This is a genomic window from Streptosporangium sp. G11, assembly GCF_051192615.1.
GTDB lineage: Bacteria > Actinomycetota > Actinomycetes > Streptosporangiales > Streptosporangiaceae > Streptosporangium.
On the sequence record NZ_JBPJUQ010000018.1, the window covers coordinates 55,970 to 76,307 of the forward strand.

Here is a 20,338-nt window from a genome sequence, read left to right on the forward strand (position 1 = left end):
CGCCGGGAAGCCGTGAGCACGAACTCCCGGGGGCTCGCGGGCCCCCTGGGGTCATCCATGCGGACATGCCGCGGACCGTCATTACGACCATATTGTGAGACCATTCTTCTTGGAATATGAGACTCCTGATACGGTCCGACCAGCGTGACGAGAACGGGGAGGACTTCCATGACAGGCGAGGACGCCGTCTACACGCACGGGCACCACGAGTCCGTGCTCAGGTCCCACAGGTGGCGCACGGCGGAGAACTCGGCGGCCTACCTCCTGCCGCATCTGAGGCCGGGCATGACGCTGCTGGACGTGGGCTGCGGGCCGGGCACCATCACCGCCGACCTGGCGGAGCGAATCGCGCCCGGCGCGGTCACCGCGGTCGAGATCACCGAGGAGGCGCTCGGGCTCGCCCGAGCAGAGGCGGAGCAGCGCGGGCGCTCCGACATCGCGTTCGCCGTGGCGGACGCGCACGCGCTGGAGTTCCCCGACGACACCTTCGACGTCGTCCACGCCCACCAGGTGCTGCAGCACGTCGGCGACCCGGTCCGGGCGCTGCGCGAGATGCGGCGGGTCTGCCGGCCGGGCGGGATCGTCGCGGTACGCGACAGCGACTACGCCGCGTTCACATGGTTCCCCGAGATACCCGAGCTGGACGAGTGGCTGGACCTGTACCAAAGGGTGGCGAGGGCCAACGGCGGCGAACCCGACGCGGGGCGGCGGCTGCTGTCGTGGGCGCACGCGGCGGGGTTCACCGACGTCTCGGCCACCTCCTCGACCTGGTGCTTCGCCACCCCCGACGACCGCGCGTGGTGGGGCGGCATGTGGGCCGAGCGGATCCTGAAGTCCGACATGGCCCGCCAGGCGCTCGCCTCGGGCGCCGCCACCGAGGAGGACCTGCGCCGCGTCTCGGAGGGCTGGCGGGCCTGGGCCGGGGAGCCGGACGGCTGGCTGTCGCTGCTCCACGGCGAGCTGGTCTGCCGCGTCTGACCTTCGGGTGAGCCTCGGGACCTCGCGGGCTCGCCGCCCCGATCTCCCTCCGGGCTCCCGCGTGGCCCGGGGTTCCCGAACGACTCCGGGTTCCCGAACACCCGGGGTCTTTGAGCGACCCGGAGTTCCCGGGCGACCGGGTGAACAGGTGAGAGGGAAAGGCTCGGGGCGCCTCGGGTGGAGGCGCCCCGAGGGCGGCTCAGGGTTGCTGGGTGATCTTGACGTTGTCGATTCCGGCCTCGACCAGGGAGGCGCCAGAGGCGTCACCGGCCTCGATCAGGATGCGGACCGTCTGCCCCGCGAAGGCGGAGAGGTTGGCGGTGGCGACGGCCCAGGCGCCGTTGCGGTTGGAGGCCGCGCCGAGTTGCTGGAACACCTGGGTGGTGGTGGATCCGACGACCTTCACGCGCAGGAAGTCGGCGCTGGAGGCGTTGGAACCGTGCGCCAGATACCACGACAGCGACAGGTTCAGCGTCCCGGTCGACGGCAGGGTGATGGCCGGTGACCGGATGCTGGTGATTCCTCCGTCGATGTCGTGGTCACCCGCCGCGGCTCCCGCGAGCCTGCCGGTGACCAGGTCGTTGCTGCCGCTGACGGTGGTGCCGAGCTGCTTGGCTCCGCTGGAGGTGGTGGCCTCGGGGTCGCCGCGCTCCCACAGGCCGAGCGTGGCGGTGTCGGTGCCCGAGGGGTTGGCCGTCCAGCCGGTCGCCGTCTCGAACTCGTCGGAGTAGACGGTCACCGGCGGGGTGCCGGTGCCGCAGTACTGCGACTCCTTACCGATGATCCGGTAGACGCAGTCGGAGTATTCCAGGAAGCGCAGCGTGGCCTCCCGGTTGCGGGTGGTCTGCGGGACGATCTGCTCGTCGGGGGGGTAGAAGCCCGGCGAGGAGCCGACCGGATACATCTCGAAGGTGTAGCTGAAGATCTTGTAGACGCCCCACAGCCAGTCGTCGATCGTGCCGTCGGTGATGTAGAGGTCACTGGCCTGCTGGGGGGTGTAGCCGTTGGTGGAGGCCATGTTCTGGCCCAGGGTCGCGTGGGCGTCACGGTCGTCCTGGGTCAGGCCCGGGCCGGTGTCGTCGAAGGTGTAGCCGTACGGCCACAGGATCAGCTCGCTGTAGGTGTGCCAGTCGATGTGCGACTTGATCTGCTGCACGCCGCCGACGACCCGGCTGCGCACCCAGTTGGCCACCGCCCTGACCTCGGGCGCCGACTCGGCCGCCGAGCCCCGGTAGGTGTCACTGGAGGCGGAGCCGGAGGAGCCGCCGCAGCAGCCCCAGTTGTGGCCCCAGTTGCGGTTCATGTCGGTGCCCACGGCCGAGGAGCCGGAGTTGGGCTGGCGGTTCTTGCGCCAGGAGCGGTAGGAGCCCGTGGCGATGTCGTACTCGCCGCCGTCGGGGTTGAGGTCCGGCATGATCCAGATCTCGCGGCCGTTGACCAGGTTGGCGACGCGGCTGTCGGTGGCGTACCCGTCGGTGAACAGGTTGAGCAGGTAGATCGCCATCTCGACGGTCAGGTGCTCGCGGGCGTGCTGGTGGTGGGTGAACAGCACCTCGGGTTCGTTCTCGTCCGTGTTGACGTTGTCGCTGATCTTGACGGCGATCAGGTCGCGTCCCTCGTACGAGGTGCCGTAGCTGATCTTGCGGGCGATCGTCGGGTGGTCGGCGACAATCTGGTTCACCGCGGCGGTCATCTCGGCGTAGTTGTGGTAGCCGGAGTCGGCCGACGGGAAGTCGGAGCGCTGTTCTGGCCCGGTCGGGTATAACGACCTGGGGATCCTCGTGACGGTGTAGCCGAGTTTCTTGATCTCGGCGACCTCCGCCTCGCTGGCGGTGATCACGACCGAGTCGGGGTCAACCTGGTCGATCGCGGCACCGGTGGCGGCCACCGCGCTTCGCTGCTGGGCGGTGCTCGGCCCCTGGACCTTGTACTGGCTGTTCGGTTGCGGCTCGGCCGAGGCTCCCGCCCCGGTGACACCGAGACATAACAGCGCCAGGGCGGCGAACACCACGATCAGACGGCGTCTCACCTGCGTCCTCCTCAGGCACGCACTCTAGGGTTTTGTCGCGCGCCTCCACCGAGAGTCAAGCAGCGGCGTTGATTAGCAAAGGCCCAAATTTTTGGCGCAGCGGGAACTCGGGCGCGCGGCCGGACGGGGCCGGGGCGAGACCTGGACCAAGTTCAGAAGACGACCTCGAACCAGAGTGTCCTGGAGCCCTCGGGGGCGTCGTCCTGGATGCCCCAGTTGTCGGCGAGCAGGTCCACCAGGAACATGCCTCGCCCGCCCTCCGCCTCCGGGTCGTTGCGCACGTGCGGCGCCGACGACCCGGACCCCGCGTCGCAGACCTCGACCACCACCGCGGCCGATCCCACCGCCACGGTCATCGCGACCTCGCCACCCCCTCCGGAACCGGAGTGGATCACCGAGTTCGTCACCACCTCGCTCACCAGGAGGACGACGTCGTCGGACGCGGGGTGCCCCTCACCGAGCAGCTCCCTGACCCGGCTCCGCGCCACCGACACCGACTCCGGGACCCCTTTGAGGGTCACCGTTGATCGAGGTGAGACGGCCCGCCGTCCGGTCGTCATGGTTGACCTCACTCCCCGACACGCATATCCCATGCACATCGCCCTCTGAGATGGCACACTCACTCACGGTGAACTGTTCTATCAAGGACTGCAATACCTCATGTTGGGATTCCACAGATTTGCTATCAAAGGACGGAGGGAGGTGGATGCGTGGCTTCTCGACGCAGCCCCACGGCCCGTCATCGCCGTCTGATGGCTGAGCTGAGCCGTCTGCGAAAGGACAGCGGGCTGACACGGGTGGAGGTGGCCGAGCGGATCGGCTCCACCGACACCACCGTCTGGAGGTACGAGACGGGCCTGTCCCGCCCTCGCCCCTCGGACGTGTCCGCCCTCACCGATGTGTACGGCGTGACCGGGGAGGCCAGAGACTCCCTGATCCAGATGGCCGTGGAAGCCAGAAGACGGGGCTGGTGGCACCCCCACCGTCAGGCTCTCAAACCTGGCTTCGACTCCTACATCGGGCTTGAGGCGGAGGCGTCGCTCGTGCGCTCGTACGAGCCGCTCGTCGTCCCCGGCCTGATGCAGACCGAACCGTACGCACGCGCGGTGATCGAGGCGACCTCAGTTGTTCTGACCCCCTCCAAGGTCGAGGAGACGGTCTCCGTGCGCATCTCGCGCCAGCGGTTGCTGCACGGACCCGGCGACCCGATCCACCTCGTCGCCGTGCTCGACGAAGCGGTGATCCGGCGTCGGATCGGCGGTCGCGACATCATGTCGGAGCAGTTGGAGCATCTCGTCCATCTCAGCGGGCTGCCCAACGTGGAGATCCGGGTCGTCCCGTTCTCCGCGGGGGCCCACCCCGCGATGGACGGCCAGTTCTGCCTGCTCAGCTTCCCCGAACCGGAGGATCCCGACCTGCTCTACCTGGAGCAGGCCGCGAGCGGGCTCCTGCCGGACGACCCTGAACAAGTCCGCCGATACGCCTCCATGTTCGAGAGCCTCTGCGCCATGGCTCTCAGTCAGGAGGCGTCGGCAGCCTTCATCGCCCAGATGGCGAGAAGGTTTTCCTCTCCCTAGCTGTAGAAGGAAGAAAAAGTGCGAGGGTCCACGATGGATCTGTCCGGCGCCCAGTGGCGTAAGAGCGGTCGCAGCACCAACGGAGGCAACTGCGTGGAGGTGGCGGTCGTCCCCGGTGCCCCAGCGGTCGCCAGGCACAAGGCGGACGCCGACCAGCTGTATCTCGTCCGCGACTCCAAGGATCCGGGCGGCCCGGCGCTGGCGTTCACCCGGAGCGAGTGGGACGCCTTCGTCGGCGGCGTGAAGGACGGCGAGTTCGACTGACGGACCTCCGGGGGAACCAGCCTCACGGTTCCCCCGGAGCCCGCGACCACAGCCCGCCCGCGGCCTCGGCCCGGCGGGCTGTGCTCGTCACCCGTCACGCGTCACTCACCGCTCGCCGCCGTTCCCACCGGCGTCTCGCGCCGCTCGTTGTCCGTTACCGTTGCTCGCTGTCCGTTTCTCGCTGTCCGTTGTTCGTTGGAAATCCCGAGACCCCCGAATCCCTCAGCGCGGGGGCCGCTCGTCGGTGCCGTTGTAGCCGAGGATCCGCATGGCGACCTCGGGGTCCATCGCCGCGGCGAGCAACTGGGCCCGTTCCACGGCGCTGTCCCGCTGGGCCTCGGCCCTGGCCCTGGCCGCCTGCGACCCCCGGGTGACCGCGGCCACGATGGCCGCCCCCACGATCGCCGCCAGTACGGCGACGAACACCACCGCGAGCGTGCCGGGATCCGGCGAGCCCGACCGGCCCATCGCGGCCGTCCCGCCGTTGAGCACGTAGGTGCCCAGCGCGGTGAAGGCCGCCAGCGCGGCCAGGCTGGCCGCGATCACGAACACCATCCGCGACCTCCCGCCACGCGGGGTGGGGGCGACGGGTGGTGGGGGCGACGCGGGCGGCGGCGGTGACGGGCGACGCACCGGGGTGTCGTCGCCCCAGGGCACGAAGTCGGGTTCGGCGACGGCCGCGGGGGTCACCGCGGTCGACACCGTGCTCGGCACCGTGCTCGGCACCGTGGAGCCGTGGCCGTTGCCGGTGAGCACCGCACCGTGGATGACCGCGGCGGCGGGTTCGAGCCGGGGCACGGCCGGCGGAATCGGCAGGGCGCGCGCCACGTGGCTGTGCTCGCGGTGCGCCCGCGCCGCCTCCAGGTGATACTCCTCGATCTCGGCGTAGAAGTCGTCCGAGATGTAGATGGAGCCGTCGATCAACGGTCCCCGCCTGCGTTCCAGGATCGCGACCACGTCGTCGCCGTTGAGCGTCTTGTGCGCCTCCAGCGCGTGCGCCAGGCACAGGATGTCCCGCCGGTACTCGCGCAGCAGCTCCTCGGTCCGGTCGAGCAGGCGCACCAGGTTGAACTCGATGCGCTCGCCCAGCACGTCGGGGGCCAGCGGCTGGCTGCCGCCCGGCGCCTTGGTGAAGCCGATGCCCCCGCCGCCGGGCTTGGGCATCGACTTGCCGCCCATGATCTCCAGCTCCTGCAGCGCGGGCACCGAGGTCACCCCGCGGCCCATGCCCCAGTGCGCCTCCATCAGCGCGGTGAGGTACGTCGCGGAGAACAGGTCGCCGGAGACACCGGAGGAGTTGTCCTCGCCGAAGAACATCCGCTCCCCCGCCAGGGAGGCGAGCGAGACCATGATGTCGGCCTCGTGCTCGGACTTCCAGCGGGTGAACTGGTCCTCGGGCTTGATGCTCGCGACCATGCCGAGATAGTCGGCGCCCTTCTCGATCGTGGCGATGTCGATCTCGAGGTGGTAGCGGGTACGGTACGCCGCCACGGCGTGGCAGGCCTCGTGCACGGCCACCGCGTGCCGCTCGCGCTCGATGTACTCCACGTCCTCGGGCGGCCCGAGCTGCTTGAGCCGCTTGGCGCGGGTCACGTCCGACCAGGTGATGACCTCCCGGCCGTCGCGGATCGCGGTGATCAGCGACTCGTTGACCAGGTCCTTGATCGTGGCACCGGTGGCGTAGGGCGTGATCGTCGCCAGCTTGTCCAGCTGCGCGTCGGTCAGCTCGTGGACGACCTTGTCGAAGTAGCCGCGGTAGGTGCGGACCCGGCCCGCCTTCGACGGGTAGCCCACCTTGTAGATGCGGTCGATGCGGCCCGGCCGCAGCAACGCCTCGTCCAGCGAGTTGGGCATGTTGGTGGCCATCATGACCAGGATCCGGTACTTCGGCGGCGGCTTGGGCCGCATGCCGAAGAGCCTTCGCACGTGCCGGTTGACGATGCCCCTCGGCTTCTTCAGGCCGGACAGTTCGGTGAGCAGCGCCTGCAGCGTGCCCGGGTCACCGCCGCCCCCGCCCATGCCGCCCATCATGAAGCGGCTGCGGCCGGTGTCGGGTTCCTTCTGCTCGGCCGCGCCCTGGCGGGTCAGCAGCCACCGGGTGTCCTCGCTGAGGTAGCCGAAGCCGTGGCATCCGGCGGTGTGCGGGGAGAAACCGGGACCGCCCCTGGGCCCCTGCTGCGCCAGCGAGCCGCGCTTGCCCAGGGAGTCGGCCTCGTCGAAGAAGACGATCACGCCGCCGTACCGCAGCGAGAGCTTGCGGAGCTTTCTGAACAGCGACTTCACCTTCAGGATGCCGATGCCCATGAACATGTTGACGAACGCGCCGGGGTCGACGAACACGTACGGCTTGCCGGTCTCCCCGGCCACGGCCTCGGCCATCAGGGTCTTGCCGGTGCCCGGCGGGCCCCACAGCAGCAGGCCGCTGGGCACGTAACCGCCGCGCTCCTCGATGGCGTCCGGTCTCTCCAGGAAGACGATGTTCTCCTTGACCCGCTCGACGACGTGGTCCTGGCCCCAGACGTCGGTGAAGCGGGTCTTGATGTCGTCGGGGAAGTACGTCTCCACCCCGCCCCGCGACAGCAGCCAGAACAGGCCGATGAACTGGAAGGCGATGAAGAAGAACGCGAAGGCGAGCTGCGCCACGTACGGCAGGGCCTGCCAGAGCAGCGCGGGCGCCTGGAACAGCGCGAGCGCCGGGGAGGTGTCCAGCACCTCGCCGAGGATGAGGGCGAGCACCGCGATCCAGAACACCCACTTGATGGCGCGCGCCATCCTGAAGCGGTTCCAGTCGGAGAAGCGGCGGTGGGTCCAGCGCTCGAAACCGCCGAACACGCCACGCGTCCAGAAGCGGTTGTATCCGGCGGAACGCTCGCTGACGAAGAAGTGGAGCTGCCGCAGGAACTCGGCCCCCCCGAGCCAGAAGATCCACGGCGCCGCGATCGCGGTGATGATCATCGCATCCTGGAACGTGATGATGCCCTCGTACGAGGCCATCTCACTCCACACCAGGATGAAATAGATGATCGTAAGAATGAGGAGGAATTTAATCCGGTCCCAGAACGGCATCTTCTTGCGCTTGTCGGGATGCGGATCCGTCGGGCCGGAGCCGGGAGCTCGAAGTCCTTCGAAGTTGGGAGGCGGTGGAGGTGACTTCATGGACGGGCTTCTCCTCACCCGGTGAGTCGCTTGACCTTGAAGGATTGCGCGATCTTCTCGAATTCCCCGGCGCGCTTCCGGTAGCAGGCGGCCGAGCAGCGGATCAGCAGGGTGGAGATCCGCTTGCCGTCCTGGGCCAGGTAGGAGGTGAGGTCGAAGGTCTCGATCCCGGCTCCCTGAATCGCGTAGTTGAACCGCACGTGCACCCCGCGCAGGCCGTCTCCCGGCTGGAGCACCTCGTCGGCGAGCAGCTCGAAGTCCCGCAACGGGTAACCGGGGATCTCCGCGTACTCCTTGCGCACCGTCTCGGTGACGGGCAGGACGGAGTTGCGCATGGTGTTCAGGGACAACGAGTCCTGCTCCTCGGGGAGGAGCTTGGCGATCCGGGCGAAGACGAACGGCTCGTCCCCGGTGCCGTAGCCGAGAAGGTGGTCGGGAGACGGTTCGGTGTGGGCGTCGTAGGCGGCCGACCAGATGAGCTGCTTGCGCAGCCGCGCGGTGGCCGATTCGGGATCGGCCCCGATGGTCGCCTTGTCCAGCGCCACCTGGTCGACCTTCTGCCAGGTCGCCGGAACCTTGAAGTACGTCTGCCCGTCGTCGTGGCGGACGTAGGTGAACTCGGCACGTGCGCATCCCGTGAGCCCGCCGACCATGGCGAAGACGACCGCCCCAGCCACCACGGCGAACCCGGCCCTTGATCTTTTCACCAGGGCTATACCTCCGCTTTACGGGTTGACGAGGTGGTTGTGCCCGTTTTTCACGCGACTCTCTCCTGTCCTGGCTCGCCTATCTCGAAAAACTTGACCAAATCTTTCCGGGAACCGGGCTTCACTTGTTACACAATGCCGCTGTTGGATTCCCGCCATCATTGAACCCTCAACCTCCGTCTCGGAACAGGGGTTGGCGGGCCTTCTCCGCCTTTTTCTCCGGGCCGGACGATCCCCGAACCGCACCGTGCGCCGAACCGTGTCGCGAAGCGGGCCGGCACCGGCACGAGACGTGCCGGTCACACCCTCGCGGCATTCTCGATCGGCCCCGAGCCGGGCTCCGGCCGAGGCCACGACCGTCCCCGGCCGGGCCGGGGCGGAAAGGGATCCGAAGCCGAGGCCGGAGGGGGATGATCCGGGGCCCGAGCGGGGCGGAGAAGGCCCGCGACCAGGACCGGTGAGAGCCGGCGGCATCTCCTGAAGGCACGGGCGCGGAGGGCCCTCCCCGCCGCGACATGAATCGATGAATGGCATGCGCACCCATTCGATGCGACATTAACGATAACAACGGATTATTTTCGGCGGCAAAGTCTCGCGAACCAATCGGGAGCCGTCGCCATCGGTCGAGGCCGCGGCCGCCGGTGATCACCGCCCCCCTGGGGGCGGCCCCGGTGATCGGGCCGCCAGGTTCGGGCGATCATTCCCTCCACCCCGCGCGGACGCACCCACTGCGGTGGAGGACGCGAAAGAGCTCGCGGAACGCCCCCAACCAGAGCAATGCCCCTTTTGTTGCTTTTTTACCTACATATACCTTCGTTCGGCATTTTCGGGGTATAGGGGTATATAATTCACAAAACGTGATGTTTTTATGCTTTTACAATAAAAGGCATTAAAACACCATCACTGCCGCCTTCCTCAGCGATGTGCCGGTGAAAACCCCACAGGGAGGTGAAGCGCACGACGAGGCGGCCGACAAGGAGTGATGATCGTGAACAACGAAGTACGGATAGCCCTCGCCGTAGCCGGCGGCTACCTCCTGGGGCGACGCCAGAAGCTGCGACTGGCGATGGCGCTGGCCGCCGCCGGAGCGACCGGCCGGTTGAGCTCCGGTCAGGGCGACCTTCTCCAGCAGGGGCTGAAGGTGCTCAGTTCCTCCCCGGAACTGGCGAAGATCACGGAAAGTGTCCGAAGCGATCTCGTGGACGCGAGCAAGGCCGCCGCCAAGGCCGCGGTGAGCAAGCAGATCGACTCGATGAGCACCAGGCTTCACGACCGGGCGGAGTCTCTGCGCAACCCGCTGGAGGACCTGGGAGAGGAGCCCGAGGAGGGCGAGGAGGGCGAGAAGCCCAAGGGACGCCGCGGGCGCATGAAGGGCCTCCTGTCCCGCAGGAAGGCCAAGCGACGGGAAGAGGAGGACGAGTACGAACCGGAGACGGACGAGGAGGAGCAGGAGGACGAGGAAGAAGAGGAAGAGGAGGCCCCGCCCGTCCGCAGGCGTCCCGCCTCCGCCAAGCGCCGTGGCCCGGAGGCCAAGCCCGCCCGGAGGGCGCCGCAAGACTCCGGAGACGAGGAGGACGAGGAAGAGGAAGAAGAGGACGAGGAAGAGGAGCCGCGGGTCAGGTCCAAGCGCCGGCCCCCCTCCCGGAGCGGGTCGACCTCTTCTCGCACCAAGCCGACGCCCGTTAGGGCACGGGGGTGACCTCGATGGCCGAGACCTCGAAGAAGCATCCCGACCGTGAGAGCGGCAAGGAGCCGCCCACCAACCGGCTCAACCAGGAGTTCCACAACCTCATGGGGGCCCTCGGGGAGCGGGCCCTGTCGTCGGTGAGCGGAAAGGTCGAAGGCGTGACCAGCCGGCTGACCGACTACGCCGGAGGCGGCGGGTCCGGTCTGATCAGCGCGCTGACCGGCTCCAAGCATCCCAAGGCGGCGATCGCCGGAGGCATGGTGAAGGGGCTGGGCAAGATGGCGCTCAGCGGCCTGGCCAAGAAGTTCACGGGAGGCGGCAAAGGCGGCCAGAGCGGCAAGCTGAAGATGATCAACATCATCGAGACGATCGACATCGGCGCCCCCGTACGTGTCGTCTACGACCAGTGGACCCAGTTCGGCGACTTCCCGAGCTTCATGAAGAAGGTCGAGGGCGTCGACCAGACGTCCGACGAGAAACTCGAGTGGAAGGCGCAGATCTTCCTGTCTCACCGGACCTGGGAGTCGACGATCCTCGAACAGCTGCCGGACCGGCGGATCATCTGGCGCTCGAAGGGACAGAAGGGCCACGTCGACGGCGCCGTGACCTTCCACGAGATCGCTCCCGACCTCACACGGGTCCTGCTCGTCCTGGAGTACTACCCGCGGGGCCTCTTTGAGCGCACCGGCAATATATGGCGTGCCCAGGGCAGGCGCGCGCGCCTCGAACTCAAGCACTTCCGGCGGCACGTCATGAGCCGGGTGCTCCTGCATCCCGAGGATCTGGAGGGGTGGCGCGGCGAGATCCGCGACAGCGAGGTCGTCAAGGACCACGAGACGGCACTCCGCGAGGAGGAGGAAAGGGAAAAGGCCGAGAAGGGCCCCGAGGAGGAGAGGGCCGAGACCGGCGAGGCCGCGGAGCCCGAGGAACCCGAGGAGGAAGAAGGGGAGCTCGAAGAGGAAGAGGAACCCGAGGAGGAGGAAGAGGAAGAAGAAGAGGAGGAGCCCGAGGAGGAACGCGCAGCCGACGAGGAGGAGGAGGAGAAAGAAGAAGAAGAGGAAGAGCCCGAGGAGGAGAAGCCGCTCAGGCGCCCATCGCAGCGTCGCGAGTCCGCCGCCCCCGAGAGTGCGGAGGAGCCGCCCAGGCGCCCCGCCCGCCGCAGGGCGGCCAGTCGTACGTGACCGGAGAGGTCATGGGGACACCAGGGAGGAGAAGCCATGACCATCGTTCAACCTTCGGGTGGCGGGGTGAGCGGCCACGGGTCCTCATCGGGGCTGGCCGACGTCATCGACACGATCCTCGACAAGGGACTCGTGATCGACGCCTACGTCAGGGTCTCCCTGGTCGGGATCGAGGTGCTTACGGTCGACGCGCGCGTCGTGGTGGCCAGTGTCGACACCTACCTGCGCTTCGCCGAGGCCGTCAACCGCCTCGACCTCACCCAGACCGGCACCCAGAAGGGGCTGCCGGAGCTGATGGAGGGCATGACGGAGAGCGGCGGCAAAGCGAAGGTCAAGGGTGCGACGCACGGACTGCTGGACGCGGCGGAGGAGAAGATCCGCGGCCTGACGACCGGCGAGGCCGTCGAGGACGAGTTCGCGGAGATCGGCGAGGAGCGCGAGCGGGCGCCCCGCCGCAGACGGCGCAGGGAGGAGTGAGATGCGCGGTTCCAGCGAAAAGCGCGGGACGGTCCAGTCCGGCAGACGCCCCAGGGCCGACGCCCCCAGGACGGCCGGACGGCACGACACCGGTCGCGCCGATCGGGCCGCGGCCCGATCCGGAGAACCCGGCGCCTCCGGGCGCGTGACCGGCACCTACGTGTACGGGATCATTCCGGCCGACGTCGAGCTGACCCCGGGCACCCGGGGGGTGGGAGATCCACCGAACGCGGTCGAGCTGGTGCGCCAGGGAGAGATCGCCGCCCTGGTGAGCGACGTCTCCACCAACCGCCCCCTCGGCAGGCCGGACGACCTCGTGGCCCACGAGCGGCTGCTGGACGCCACCGCCGCGGAGGTGCCCGTCCTTCCCCTGCGTTTCGGGGCGGTGGTGACGGACACCCGGGCGGTCGTCGACGAACTGCTCGCCCCCCACCACGACGAGTTCCTCGCCACGCTGAACGAGCTGGAGGGACGTGCGGAGTACGTCGCGAAGGGACGCTACGTCGAACAGACCGTCCTGCGGGAGGTGCTCGACGAGGCCCCGGAGATCGCGCGGCTGCGCGACGCGATCCGCGGACGCCCCGAGGAGGCGACGTGGGATGCCAGGATGCGGCTCGGAGAACTGGTCAACACGTCGATCGCGGCCAAGCGCGAGGCCGACACCGGCGCGCTGGTCGACGCCTTCGACCCGCTCTGCGTCTCCATCGTCGTGCGCGAGCCCACCCACGAGCAGGACGCCGCCCACGTGGCCCTGCTCGCGGACACCGACCGGCAACCGGAGATCGAGGAGGTCCTGGACGAGTTCAGGACCCGGTGGGCCGGCCGTGTCGAGCTGCGCCTGCTCGGTCCGCTGGCACCGTACGACTTCGTCATGACGTAGAGAACGTAGAGAGACGTAGATGGACGTAGATGGACGTAGGGGGAGGTGATCGGTCGTGGAACCGCTGGGGCTGATCCTCGGCCTGCCGCTCGCGCCGCTGCGCGGGCTGATCCGGCTCGCGGAGCTGCTTCAGGAACAGGCCGAGCAGGAACTGCGGGGTCCCGCGGCGGTCAGGCGCCGCCTGGAGGAACTGGCGGAGGCCAGGGCCTCCGGCGAGATCTCCGAGGAGGAGGAGGCCGCGGCGGCGGAGCGGATTCTCGCAGACATGATCGATTAGCCGGTACGGCCGCGCCAGTGTGGAGACGACGAGGGGAGTGATCTCGTGCCTGTCAGGCGCAGAACCCGTGAGGAACGCCCCGCCGACGATTCCTACCGGACCGCCGGCGACGAGGCCTTCGACGAGAACGAGGACGAGGAGGAGCCCTACGAGGACCTCGACGAGGAGGACCTGGACGAGGACGAGCCCGCGAAGGAGCCGCGACGGCCGGGGCGGCGTTCCCCCGCCCTGTCGGCGACGACCGCCGGAGCGGCCGGGTTGCGGCACATCACCGGCCTGACCTCGAAGGACACGGAGGGGGTGACGCTGGTGCGACGGACCGAGGACGGCTGGCTGGTCGAGGTCGAGGTCGTCGAGGACCGTCACATCCCCTCGTCGGGCGACATGCTGTCGCTCTACCAGATCGAGATGGACTCCGCCGGCGACCTGTTGTCGTACCGCAGGGCAAAGCGCTACAGGCGCGGCCGGACGGACGGCGGCGAGGCGGGCTGACGTGGCCGACGTGACGCGACCCGGCGGGGCCTTCCCCCGGTCCTACGGCGGGGGGACGCCCGGCGGGCGGGAGTCCGCCAACCTCGCCGACATCCTGGAGCGGGTGCTCGACAGGGGTGTGGTGATCGTGGGCGACATCCGGGTGAACCTGCTGGACATCGAGCTGCTCACCATCAAGCTGCGCCTGCTCATCGCCTCGGTCGACACGGCGCGGGAGCTGGGGATCGACTGGTGGGAACACGATCCGTGGCTCACCTCCGGGGACCGCGACCTGGTCGAAGAGAACCGCGTCCTCCGCGACCGGCTGGCCGTCATGGAAGGCGAGGGCACCCGGCGCCGTTCCCTCGGCAGGGGCGAGCGCACCCGTTCGTCCGACGACGTCCGGGAGCCGGGAAGGGCCGCGAGGTTCAGGGAGGAACGCGATGGCTGAGGCGGGCACGTACCTCTACGCGATCGCCCAGAACGTGGGCCGCGCACTCCCGGATCAGATGGTGGGCGTGGCCGGGGCGCCGGTGCGCGCGATCACGCACGAGAACCTGGTCGCGTACGTGAGCCCGGTGCCCCTGGAGGAGTTCGGCGAGGAGCCGCTGCGGCGTTCCCTGGAGGACCTGGACTGGGTCGGCGGGACGGCCCGCGCCCACAACCGTGTCGTGGAGGCCGTGGCGGAGGAGGCTCCCACGGCCCCGGTCCGGCTGGTGACGGTCTACAGCACCGAGGACCAGGTCCGCGACCTGCTCCGGCGCAGACATGACGACTTCACCGAGGTGCTCGCCCACGTCAGCGGATGCAGGGAGTGGGGTGTGAAGGCGTACGCCGAACCGGGCACGGGCGCTCCTCCCGCCGAGGAGGCCCCCGCGGAGACCGACAGCCCGGGAACGGCGTACCTGAAGCGCCGCCGGGCGAGCCTGCGCAGCCGGGAGGACGCCTGGCGCCTGGCGGCGCGGCGTGCCGAGGACATCCACGCCGCCCTGGTGTCCGTCTCGGTCGCCGGCCACCGCCATCGGCCGCAGGACCCGCAACTGTCGGGCCGCGAGGAGGTGATGCTGCTCAACGGCGCCTACCTCGTCGACGAGGACCGCCGCGAGGAGTTCACCGCGGCCGTCGACTCGCTGCGCGGCCAGGGCATCGAGATGCAGCTCACCGGCCCCTGGGCGCCGTACTCCTTCACCTCGATAGACCTCGGCCCGACCCGCGCGGAGGCACTCGATGACCCGTGACCACCACCCGCGAGGCGCCGAGCTCGCCGCCCAGGGGCGCATTCCCCCCGAGCGCGTGGCACTCGTGGACCTGCTCGACCGGCTGCTGACCGGCGGGGTGGTCGTGACCGGGGACCTCGTGCTGTCCATCGCCGACATCGACCTCGTCCGCATCTCCCTGCGCGCCCTGATCACCTCCGTACGGGCCTCCGACCCGATCCCGTCCGCCCACCCGCCCGGCGCGGTCACGCTCCTCCGGACCTCCGAGGAGGGGAGCCCGCCGTGAACCGCCTCCCCGGCGACCTTCGCGCGCAAGACTCCCGCGGCACGGAGGACCCTCGTGTCACCCGGGAGCGGCTCCGTCCCGCCGCGAGGAGGTTCAAGGTCACGCGGACCATGCCCGCGGGCACGGCCGGGAACGCGCGAGGACCGGCGCGGGGCGTCCGGTGGCGGGTGAACACCGACCCGGAGGCCGTCGAACGGGACCTGACCCGCCTCGTGCTCACCCTCGTCGAGCTGATACGGCAGCTGGTGGAACGCCAGTGCGTGCGCCGGATGGACCAGGGAGACCTGTCGGACGAGCAGGTGGAGGTGCTGGGCATGACGCTGATGCGCCTCGAGGAGGCCATGACCGAGCTGTGCGAGCACTTCGGGCTCTCGCCGTCCGATCTCAACCTCGACCTTGGGCCGCTCGGAACCCTCCTGCCCACCGACTGACACCCGCCGCGGGAGCCCCCGCCGACCGGCCGGACGCGCGAGGGACCGGAAACGTGAAGGGCCAAAGGAGGCGAGCCCCCTCCGGCCCTTCACGTCGTCCTCAGGTCGTCAGGTCAGGTCCTCGCACTTCTTCGCGTCGGGATCGTCGGCCGCCTGCGGCACCCAGCGGACGTTGGCGAACGAGGCGGAGAAGGTCCCCTCGGTGTAGACCAGGAACGGGGTGTTGACCACCTCCAGGTCGAGGCCGCCCGCGGCGAAGCAGGCGATGGGGATCTTGACCGTCGACCTGGTCCCGACCGGCAGCCCCTGGAAGAGGGAGGTCGCCACCACCTCGGAGAAACACGGGTAGACGCAGTGGACGCTGAGCACGGTCCTGGCGGCCGGGGCCTGGTGCACGATCGTGTCGAAGACCAGCGCCCCCTTCGCGTTGAGGTAGCCCCGCAGGTCCGTACCGCCCGCCGGGTTCTGCATGTAGATCTGGGCGGGACCGGTGCCGGTCCAGGTCGCCTTCAGGCCGTCCTGCTGCACGTTGACGTCGGACTGCACCACGCCGATCTCGGCGTGCGCGGCCTGGCCGTCGGGGCCGATCTCGGTGCCGCCCCAGTTCTCGGGGGAGCCGATGAAACTCCTGTAGGGCGCGATGTCGGTCCGGTTGAAGATCTCCAGCTCCTCGTTCGCCTCGCCGCCACCGCCCTGCTCGCCGCAGCCGAACGGGGGCGCGGTCTCGTCGAGCGTCCCGACCTGCCCGCTCTGGCCGTCGCGCAGGCCGTACCCGAGCGGGAACAGCGGGTCGTAGCCCTCCGCGCCCGGGTTGAGCGGGCTCTGGCAGGCGCTCTTCGGCCACGAGTACGGCAGCTTGCCGGTGAAGCCGTCGCGGTGCTTACCCCGGACGAGCAGGTCGGCGACGCCGCCGCCCTCGGTGCCGGGCAGCCACGCGGCGACGAACGCGTCGGAGCGGTTGAGCTCCTTGTTGACCCAGAGCGGCCGGCCGCTGACGTAGACGGTGACGACGGGCGCGCCCTTGCCGGTGACCTTGTCGAGCACCGCGAGGTCGGCGGGGTAGATCTTGGCGGACTCCAGCGTGCGCCGCGCGAGGTCGCCGACGCCCTCGGCGTAGGGCGTCTCGCCGATCACCGCGATGACCGCGTCGTACGCCGAGGGGTCGACTCCGTCGCCGGTCTCGCTGAAGGTGACGTCGGCCTCGCCGAGCGTCTCGCGCAGGCCGCCGAGGATCGTCGTGCCGTTGGGGAAGTCGGCGTTGACGTTGCCGGTGCCCTGCCAGGTGAGGGTCCACCCGCCGGTCTGGTTCTGCAGGCTGTCGGCGCTCTTGCCGACCACCAGGACCTTGGAGTCGGCGGCCAGCGGCAGCACCCTGCCGTTGTTCTTGAGCAGGACCTGCGACCTGCGCACGGCCTCCCTGGCGAGCCTCTTCGACTCCATCGCGTCGGCCGACCCGGCGAAGGCGCGTCTGGAGGGCCTGGGGCCGTCGAGCACCCCGGCGCGCAGTTTCACGCGCAGGATGCGCGTCACCGCGTCGTCGATACGCGCCACCGGGATCGCGCCGCTCTCGACCTGGGCGATCGTGTTGGTGATGAACGCCTTCCAGTCGTTGGGCACCATCACCACGTCGATGCCCGCGTTGATCGCCTGGGGGCAGCTCGCGTTGGTGCACCCGGCGACCTGGCCGATGCCGTTCCAGTCGGAGACGACGACGCCGTCGAAGCCCATCTTCCGCTTGAGGATGTCGTCGACGACGCGCTTGCTGCCGTGCAGTTTGCCCTCGTCGATGCCGAGATCGGCGTTCTTCCAGCTGTTGAACGAGACCATCACGCTCTGGGCCCCGGCCGCGAGGGCGCCGTAGTAGCCCTGGCCGTGCACGTTGATCATCTCGGCCTCGGACGAGGGGTTGACGCCCTGGTCCACACCCTTGAGGGTGCCGCCGTCACCGATGAAGTGCTTGGCGGTGGCGATGACGCCGTCCTGGCCGATGCCGCGCGGGTGCCTGCCCTGCAGGCCCTTGACGGCCTCGTACCCGTATGCCCGGGTGATCCGCGGGTCCTCGGAGAAGCCCTCGTACGTGCGGCCCCACCGGTCGTCGTGGGGGACGGAGACGCTGGGCGCGAACGCCCACTCCTGGCCGGTGGCGCGCATCTGCCGGGCGGTCGCCGCCCCGATGTCGCGCACGAGGCACGGGTCCTGGGCGGCGCCCAGCCCGATGTTGTGGGGGAAGACCGTGGTGCCGTAGACGTTGTTGTTGCCGTGGACGGCGTCGATGCCCCAGATGACGGGGATCTTCGCGCGGGTGGCGACGGAGGCGTTCCAGTAGGCGTCGGCGAGGTCGAGCCAGGCCTTCTGCGTGGCGTGCTTGTCACGGCCCGGCCAGGAGCCGCCGCCGTTGAGCACCGAGCCGATGAAGTACTGCCCGACCTCGGCGGGAGTGATCGCGGCGATCTCCGGCTGGGTCATCTGGCCGACCTTCTCGGCGAGCGTCATGCCCGCGAGGATCTTCGCCACCCGCTTCTCGTCGGACCGGTCCCGCTCGATCCTGCTCTTGACCTTGGGCCACTCGGAGAGGGTGGGCAGTTTCTTCTCGATGCGGGCGCAGCCACGGGAGTCCAGGGCGGGCTTGCCGATCACCGGCTGCCGGCCGCCGACCGCGGTCTCGGCGCCCGCGCTCGGAACCCCGGCGACACCCGCCGACAGGACGGTGAGACTCGCCAGCACCGCGAGTCCGCTCCGGCGGGCGCCCGGTCGGGCGAAGGGTCTGATCATCGGCGATCCGTTCTTGAGGTACTGCGATGGGCGTGGCGGCCCCCCGAGCCCGCACTTCGCAGATCCTGACGCTGTGACACAGCCGAGTCAATACTCTCGCGAGAGCGCTCTCTCGGCTGGACGCCCCCCTCTCGGCTCGCAATCCGCTCCCACCAGGCAGATCCTGCGATCCGTACCCTTCGAGTGACATCCGAATGAGAGCGCTCTCAGCAGACGGGGCGCCCCCGTGACGAGATCGTTCCGGACAGCCGGCGGTCAGGGCACGACGCCGTCGCGTGAGTCACCGACGCGGCTCGGAGAGGAGTTCCTCGGGAATCACGGCGGGGACGCCGCGCAGGCTGACGAGCGAGACCACCGCGAGTACGGCGATCATCGTCGCGGCGGTGATCGCGGTCACCTCGACCCCGGCGACGAAGGCCAGCCTGGCGGCCTCGGCGACGGCCTCACCCAGATGGGCAGGGAGCGCCGCGGCCGCCTCCAGGGCGGTGGGCAACGACTCGGCGACGGGCGCGGCCGCCTCGCCGGGCAGCCCCGCCGGGAGCCGGAGCTCGCCCCGGTAGACGCCGGTGAGGACGCTACCCAGGACGGCGATGCCCAGCGCGCCGCCCAGCTCGAAGGAGGTCTCCGAGATCGCCGCCGCGGCGCCGGCCCGCTCCCTGGGCACGCTCGCGAGCACGGTGTCGTTGGTGACGGCGAACGTCAGCCCGATGCCCACCCCGCAGACGATCATGGGAGCAAGGAAGTAGAGGTAGGGGGTGTCGAGAGCGATCTGGCCGTAGCAGGCGAAGCCCGCGGCGGCCATCGCCAGGCCGAGCGCCACCACCCTGGCCCTGCCCCACCGGGTGATCAGCCCCGCCGCCAGGACCCCGCCGACCGCCGCCGACACGCCTCCGGGCAGTCCCGCGAGACCGGCCCGCAGCGGCGACCAGCCCAGGACGAGCTGGAAGTACCAGGCGAAGATCAGCGACAGCGCGGACATGCCGAAGATGGCGACGAGGTTGGCGCCGACCGAGGCGGTGAAGGCCCGGCGCCCGAAGAGGCGGACGTCGATCAGCGGCTCGGCCAGCCGGGTCTGCCGCCGGGCGAACAGCGCCAGGGCGGCGATTCCGGCGGCCCCCGCCACCAGGACACCGGTGTCGGCGAGGCCGTGCACGGCAGCCTCCTTTACAGCGTAGATCACACCAATCACGCCGGCCACGGACAGCGGCACGCTCACGAGGTCCACCCGCCCGGCGGCGGGGTTGCGCGACTCCGGGAGCACGACGAGGCCGACGATCACGATGAGCGCCATCACCGGCAGGTTGATCAGGAAGACCGAGCCCCACCAGAAGTGGTCGAGCAGCAAGCCGCCGACGACCGGCCCCAGGGCGAACCCGGCCGCGCCCATCCCGCTCCACAGGCCGACCGCCGTGGTCCGCTCCTTCGGGTCGGTGAAGACGTTGCGGATGATCGACAGCGTCGAGGGCATGATCGTGGCGCCCGCCACGCCGAGCAGCACGCGGGCGGCGATGAGCAGCTCCGGAGTGGGGGCGTAGGCGGTCACCGCCGAGGCCACGCCGAAGGCCGCGGCACCGATGAGGAGCAGCCGCCTGCGGCCGATCCGGTCGCCGACGTTGCCCATCGTGATCAGCAGCCCGGCGAGCGCGAAGCCGTACGCGTCGCCGATCCACAGGATCTGGGTCGACGAGGGCCGCAGGTCCGCGACCAGCTGGGGAAGGGCGAGGTGCAGGACGGTGACGTCGACGGACAGCAGCAGCGCCGCCAGGCAGGCGACGGCGAGAGTCGCCCATCTGCGGCGATCCGTGATCGGGGAGTGATCGTTCATGCCCGCCATCGTGAGCGGCGGCGCTGACGGCCCGCGCACCGCCCGCTGACGGCCGCCGTGACGAGGCCACGCGTCGCCGGACGAGGTTGTCGCACGACCACCGTGACGCGGCGGCGCGTTGCC

19 protein-coding genes are annotated in these 20,338 nt (G+C 69.7%); 13 read left to right on the forward strand and 6 right to left on the reverse strand.

The annotated features are described in order from the left end of the window. Positions 1 to 168: 168 nt before the first annotated feature. On the forward strand, positions 169 to 978 hold the full coding sequence (locus ACSDR0_RS19130) for a class I SAM-dependent methyltransferase (RefSeq protein ID WP_435290188.1): 810 nt from the start codon (positions 169 to 171) through the stop codon (positions 976 to 978). A 199-nt stretch (positions 979 to 1,177) separates the two neighbouring features. Here the strand turns inward: ACSDR0_RS19130 and ACSDR0_RS19135 are convergent, their stop codons facing one another. After that, positions 1,178 to 3,007 carry a M14 family zinc carboxypeptidase gene (locus ACSDR0_RS19135; protein ID WP_435290189.1) on the reverse strand — a complete coding sequence of 610 codons (1,830 nt, stop codon included), beginning with the start codon at positions 3,005 to 3,007 and terminating at the stop codon, positions 1,178 to 1,180. A 152-nt stretch (positions 3,008 to 3,159) separates the two neighbouring features. Then, positions 3,160 to 3,567: an ATP-binding protein gene (locus tag ACSDR0_RS19140; protein ID WP_435290190.1), complete on the reverse strand. Its 408-nt coding sequence runs from the start codon at positions 3,565 to 3,567 to the stop codon at positions 3,160 to 3,162. A 192-nt stretch (positions 3,568 to 3,759) separates the two neighbouring features. Between ACSDR0_RS19140 and ACSDR0_RS19145 the strand changes: the two genes are divergently transcribed. Both ACSDR0_RS19145 and ACSDR0_RS19150 read left to right on the forward strand, forming a co-directional pair. Then, a complete protein-coding gene (locus ACSDR0_RS19145) occupies positions 3,760 to 4,584 on the forward strand; it encodes a helix-turn-helix domain-containing protein (RefSeq protein WP_435290191.1) in 825 nt (274 codons plus the stop codon). Between the two features lie 33 nt (positions 4,585 to 4,617). Beyond that, on the forward strand, positions 4,618 to 4,848 hold the full coding sequence (locus ACSDR0_RS19150) for a DUF397 domain-containing protein (protein WP_435290270.1): 231 nt from the start codon (positions 4,618 to 4,620) through the stop codon (positions 4,846 to 4,848). A 222-nt stretch (positions 4,849 to 5,070) separates the two neighbouring features. Here ACSDR0_RS19150 and ACSDR0_RS19155 read toward each other — a convergent pair whose 3' ends face one another. Both ACSDR0_RS19155 and ACSDR0_RS19160 read right to left on the reverse strand, forming a co-directional pair. Beyond that, complete coding sequence (locus ACSDR0_RS19155) at positions 5,071 to 8,004, reverse strand: AAA family ATPase (protein ID WP_435290192.1); 2,934 nt, start codon at positions 8,002 to 8,004, stop codon at positions 5,071 to 5,073. Positions 8,005 to 8,018: 14 nt separating this feature from the next. After that, complete coding sequence (locus ACSDR0_RS19160) at positions 8,019 to 8,711, reverse strand: hypothetical protein (protein ID WP_435290193.1); 693 nt, start codon at positions 8,709 to 8,711, stop codon at positions 8,019 to 8,021. Between the two features lie 988 nt (positions 8,712 to 9,699). Here ACSDR0_RS19160 and ACSDR0_RS19165 point away from each other — a divergent pair. The 10 genes from ACSDR0_RS19165 to ACSDR0_RS19210 are packed head-to-tail and all read left to right on the forward strand — an operon-like array spanning position 9,700 to position 15,618. Next, on the forward strand, positions 9,700 to 10,410 hold the full coding sequence (locus tag ACSDR0_RS19165) for a hypothetical protein (protein ID WP_435290194.1): 711 nt from the start codon (positions 9,700 to 9,702) through the stop codon (positions 10,408 to 10,410). Positions 10,411 to 10,415: 5 nt separating this feature from the next. Next, positions 10,416 to 11,579 carry an SRPBCC family protein gene (locus ACSDR0_RS19170; protein ID WP_435290195.1) on the forward strand — a complete coding sequence of 388 codons (1,164 nt, stop codon included), beginning with the start codon at positions 10,416 to 10,418 and terminating at the stop codon, positions 11,577 to 11,579. Between the two features lie 36 nt (positions 11,580 to 11,615). Next, positions 11,616 to 12,056 carry a gas vesicle protein GvpJ gene (gene gvpJ, locus ACSDR0_RS19175; protein WP_435290196.1) on the forward strand — a complete coding sequence of 147 codons (441 nt, stop codon included), beginning with the start codon at positions 11,616 to 11,618 and terminating at the stop codon, positions 12,054 to 12,056. A 1-nt stretch (position 12,057) separates the two neighbouring features. After that, positions 12,058 to 12,936, forward strand: coding sequence for a GvpL/GvpF family gas vesicle protein (locus tag ACSDR0_RS19180; protein WP_435290197.1), 879 nt, complete (start codon positions 12,058 to 12,060; stop codon positions 12,934 to 12,936). A 55-nt stretch (positions 12,937 to 12,991) separates the two neighbouring features. Further along, positions 12,992 to 13,213, forward strand: a complete 222-nt coding sequence (locus ACSDR0_RS19185; RefSeq protein WP_435290198.1) for a gas vesicle protein GvpG — start codon at positions 12,992 to 12,994, stop codon at positions 13,211 to 13,213. A 45-nt stretch (positions 13,214 to 13,258) separates the two neighbouring features. Continuing rightward, the gene (gene gvpO, locus ACSDR0_RS19190) at positions 13,259 to 13,705 is read left to right on the forward strand and encodes a gas vesicle protein GvpO (RefSeq protein ID WP_435290199.1); all 447 of its coding nucleotides are present in this window, start codon (positions 13,259 to 13,261) and stop codon (positions 13,703 to 13,705) included. Position 13,706: 1 nt separating this feature from the next. Next, entirely contained in the window at positions 13,707 to 14,135 is a 429-nt protein-coding gene (locus tag ACSDR0_RS19195) for a gas vesicle protein (RefSeq protein ID WP_435290200.1), read from the forward strand. Further along, positions 14,128 to 14,922 (forward strand): GvpL/GvpF family gas vesicle protein, encoded by a 795-nt coding sequence (locus ACSDR0_RS19200; protein WP_435290201.1) that lies wholly within the window; start codon positions 14,128 to 14,130, stop codon positions 14,920 to 14,922. The genes ACSDR0_RS19195 and ACSDR0_RS19200 overlap by 8 nt, the downstream gene beginning before the upstream one ends. Further along, positions 14,912 to 15,187 carry a gas vesicle protein gene (locus ACSDR0_RS19205; RefSeq protein WP_435290202.1) on the forward strand — a complete coding sequence of 92 codons (276 nt, stop codon included), beginning with the start codon at positions 14,912 to 14,914 and terminating at the stop codon, positions 15,185 to 15,187. The genes ACSDR0_RS19200 and ACSDR0_RS19205 overlap by 11 nt, the downstream gene beginning before the upstream one ends. Beyond that, a complete protein-coding gene (locus ACSDR0_RS19210; protein ID WP_435290203.1) occupies positions 15,184 to 15,618 on the forward strand; it encodes a gas vesicle protein K in 435 nt (144 codons plus the stop codon). The genes ACSDR0_RS19205 and ACSDR0_RS19210 overlap by 4 nt, the downstream gene beginning before the upstream one ends. A gap of 108 nt (positions 15,619 to 15,726) precedes the next feature. On the opposite strand, the gene ACSDR0_RS19215 is transcribed toward ACSDR0_RS19210, so the two are convergent. Together ACSDR0_RS19215 and ACSDR0_RS19220 are read right to left on the reverse strand one after the other, a co-directional pair. Then, a complete protein-coding gene (locus tag ACSDR0_RS19215) occupies positions 15,727 to 18,390 on the reverse strand; it encodes a glycoside hydrolase family 3 N-terminal domain-containing protein (protein WP_435290204.1) in 2,664 nt (887 codons plus the stop codon). A 280-nt stretch (positions 18,391 to 18,670) separates the two neighbouring features. Further along, positions 18,671 to 20,215, reverse strand: a complete 1,545-nt coding sequence (locus ACSDR0_RS19220) for an MFS transporter (protein ID WP_435290205.1) — start codon at positions 20,213 to 20,215, stop codon at positions 18,671 to 18,673. Between the last annotated feature and the right edge of the window lie 123 nt (positions 20,216 to 20,338).

Excerpts from the sequence above, each read along its gene's own strand:
- ACSDR0_RS19140 (WP_435290190.1), bottom strand. The coding sequence starts at position 3,567 with ATGACGACCGGACGGCGGGCCGTCTCACCTCGATCAACGGTGACCCTC.
- ACSDR0_RS19220 (WP_435290205.1), bottom strand. The coding sequence starts at position 20,215 with ATGAACGATCACTCCCCGATCACGGATCGCCGCAGATGGGCGACTCTC.
- ACSDR0_RS19180 (WP_435290197.1), top strand. The coding sequence starts at position 12,058 with ATGCGCGGTTCCAGCGAAAAGCGCGGGACGGTCCAGTCCGGCAGACGC.
- ACSDR0_RS19205 (WP_435290202.1), top strand. The coding sequence starts at position 14,912 with ATGACCCGTGACCACCACCCGCGAGGCGCCGAGCTCGCCGCCCAGGGG.
- ACSDR0_RS19130 (WP_435290188.1), top strand. The coding sequence starts at position 169 with ATGACAGGCGAGGACGCCGTCTACACGCACGGGCACCACGAGTCCGTG.
- ACSDR0_RS19145 (WP_435290191.1), top strand. The coding sequence starts at position 3,760 with ATGGCTGAGCTGAGCCGTCTGCGAAAGGACAGCGGGCTGACACGGGTG.
- ACSDR0_RS19200 (WP_435290201.1), top strand. The coding sequence starts at position 14,128 with ATGGCTGAGGCGGGCACGTACCTCTACGCGATCGCCCAGAACGTGGGC.
- ACSDR0_RS19215 (WP_435290204.1), bottom strand. The coding sequence starts at position 18,390 with ATGATCAGACCCTTCGCCCGACCGGGCGCCCGCCGGAGCGGACTCGCG.
- gvpJ (WP_435290196.1), top strand. The coding sequence starts at position 11,616 with ATGACCATCGTTCAACCTTCGGGTGGCGGGGTGAGCGGCCACGGGTCC.
- ACSDR0_RS19150 (WP_435290270.1), top strand. The coding sequence starts at position 4,618 with ATGGATCTGTCCGGCGCCCAGTGGCGTAAGAGCGGTCGCAGCACCAAC.
- ACSDR0_RS19170 (WP_435290195.1), top strand. The coding sequence starts at position 10,416 with ATGGCCGAGACCTCGAAGAAGCATCCCGACCGTGAGAGCGGCAAGGAG.
- ACSDR0_RS19155 (WP_435290192.1), bottom strand. The coding sequence starts at position 8,004 with ATGAAGTCACCTCCACCGCCTCCCAACTTCGAAGGACTTCGAGCTCCC.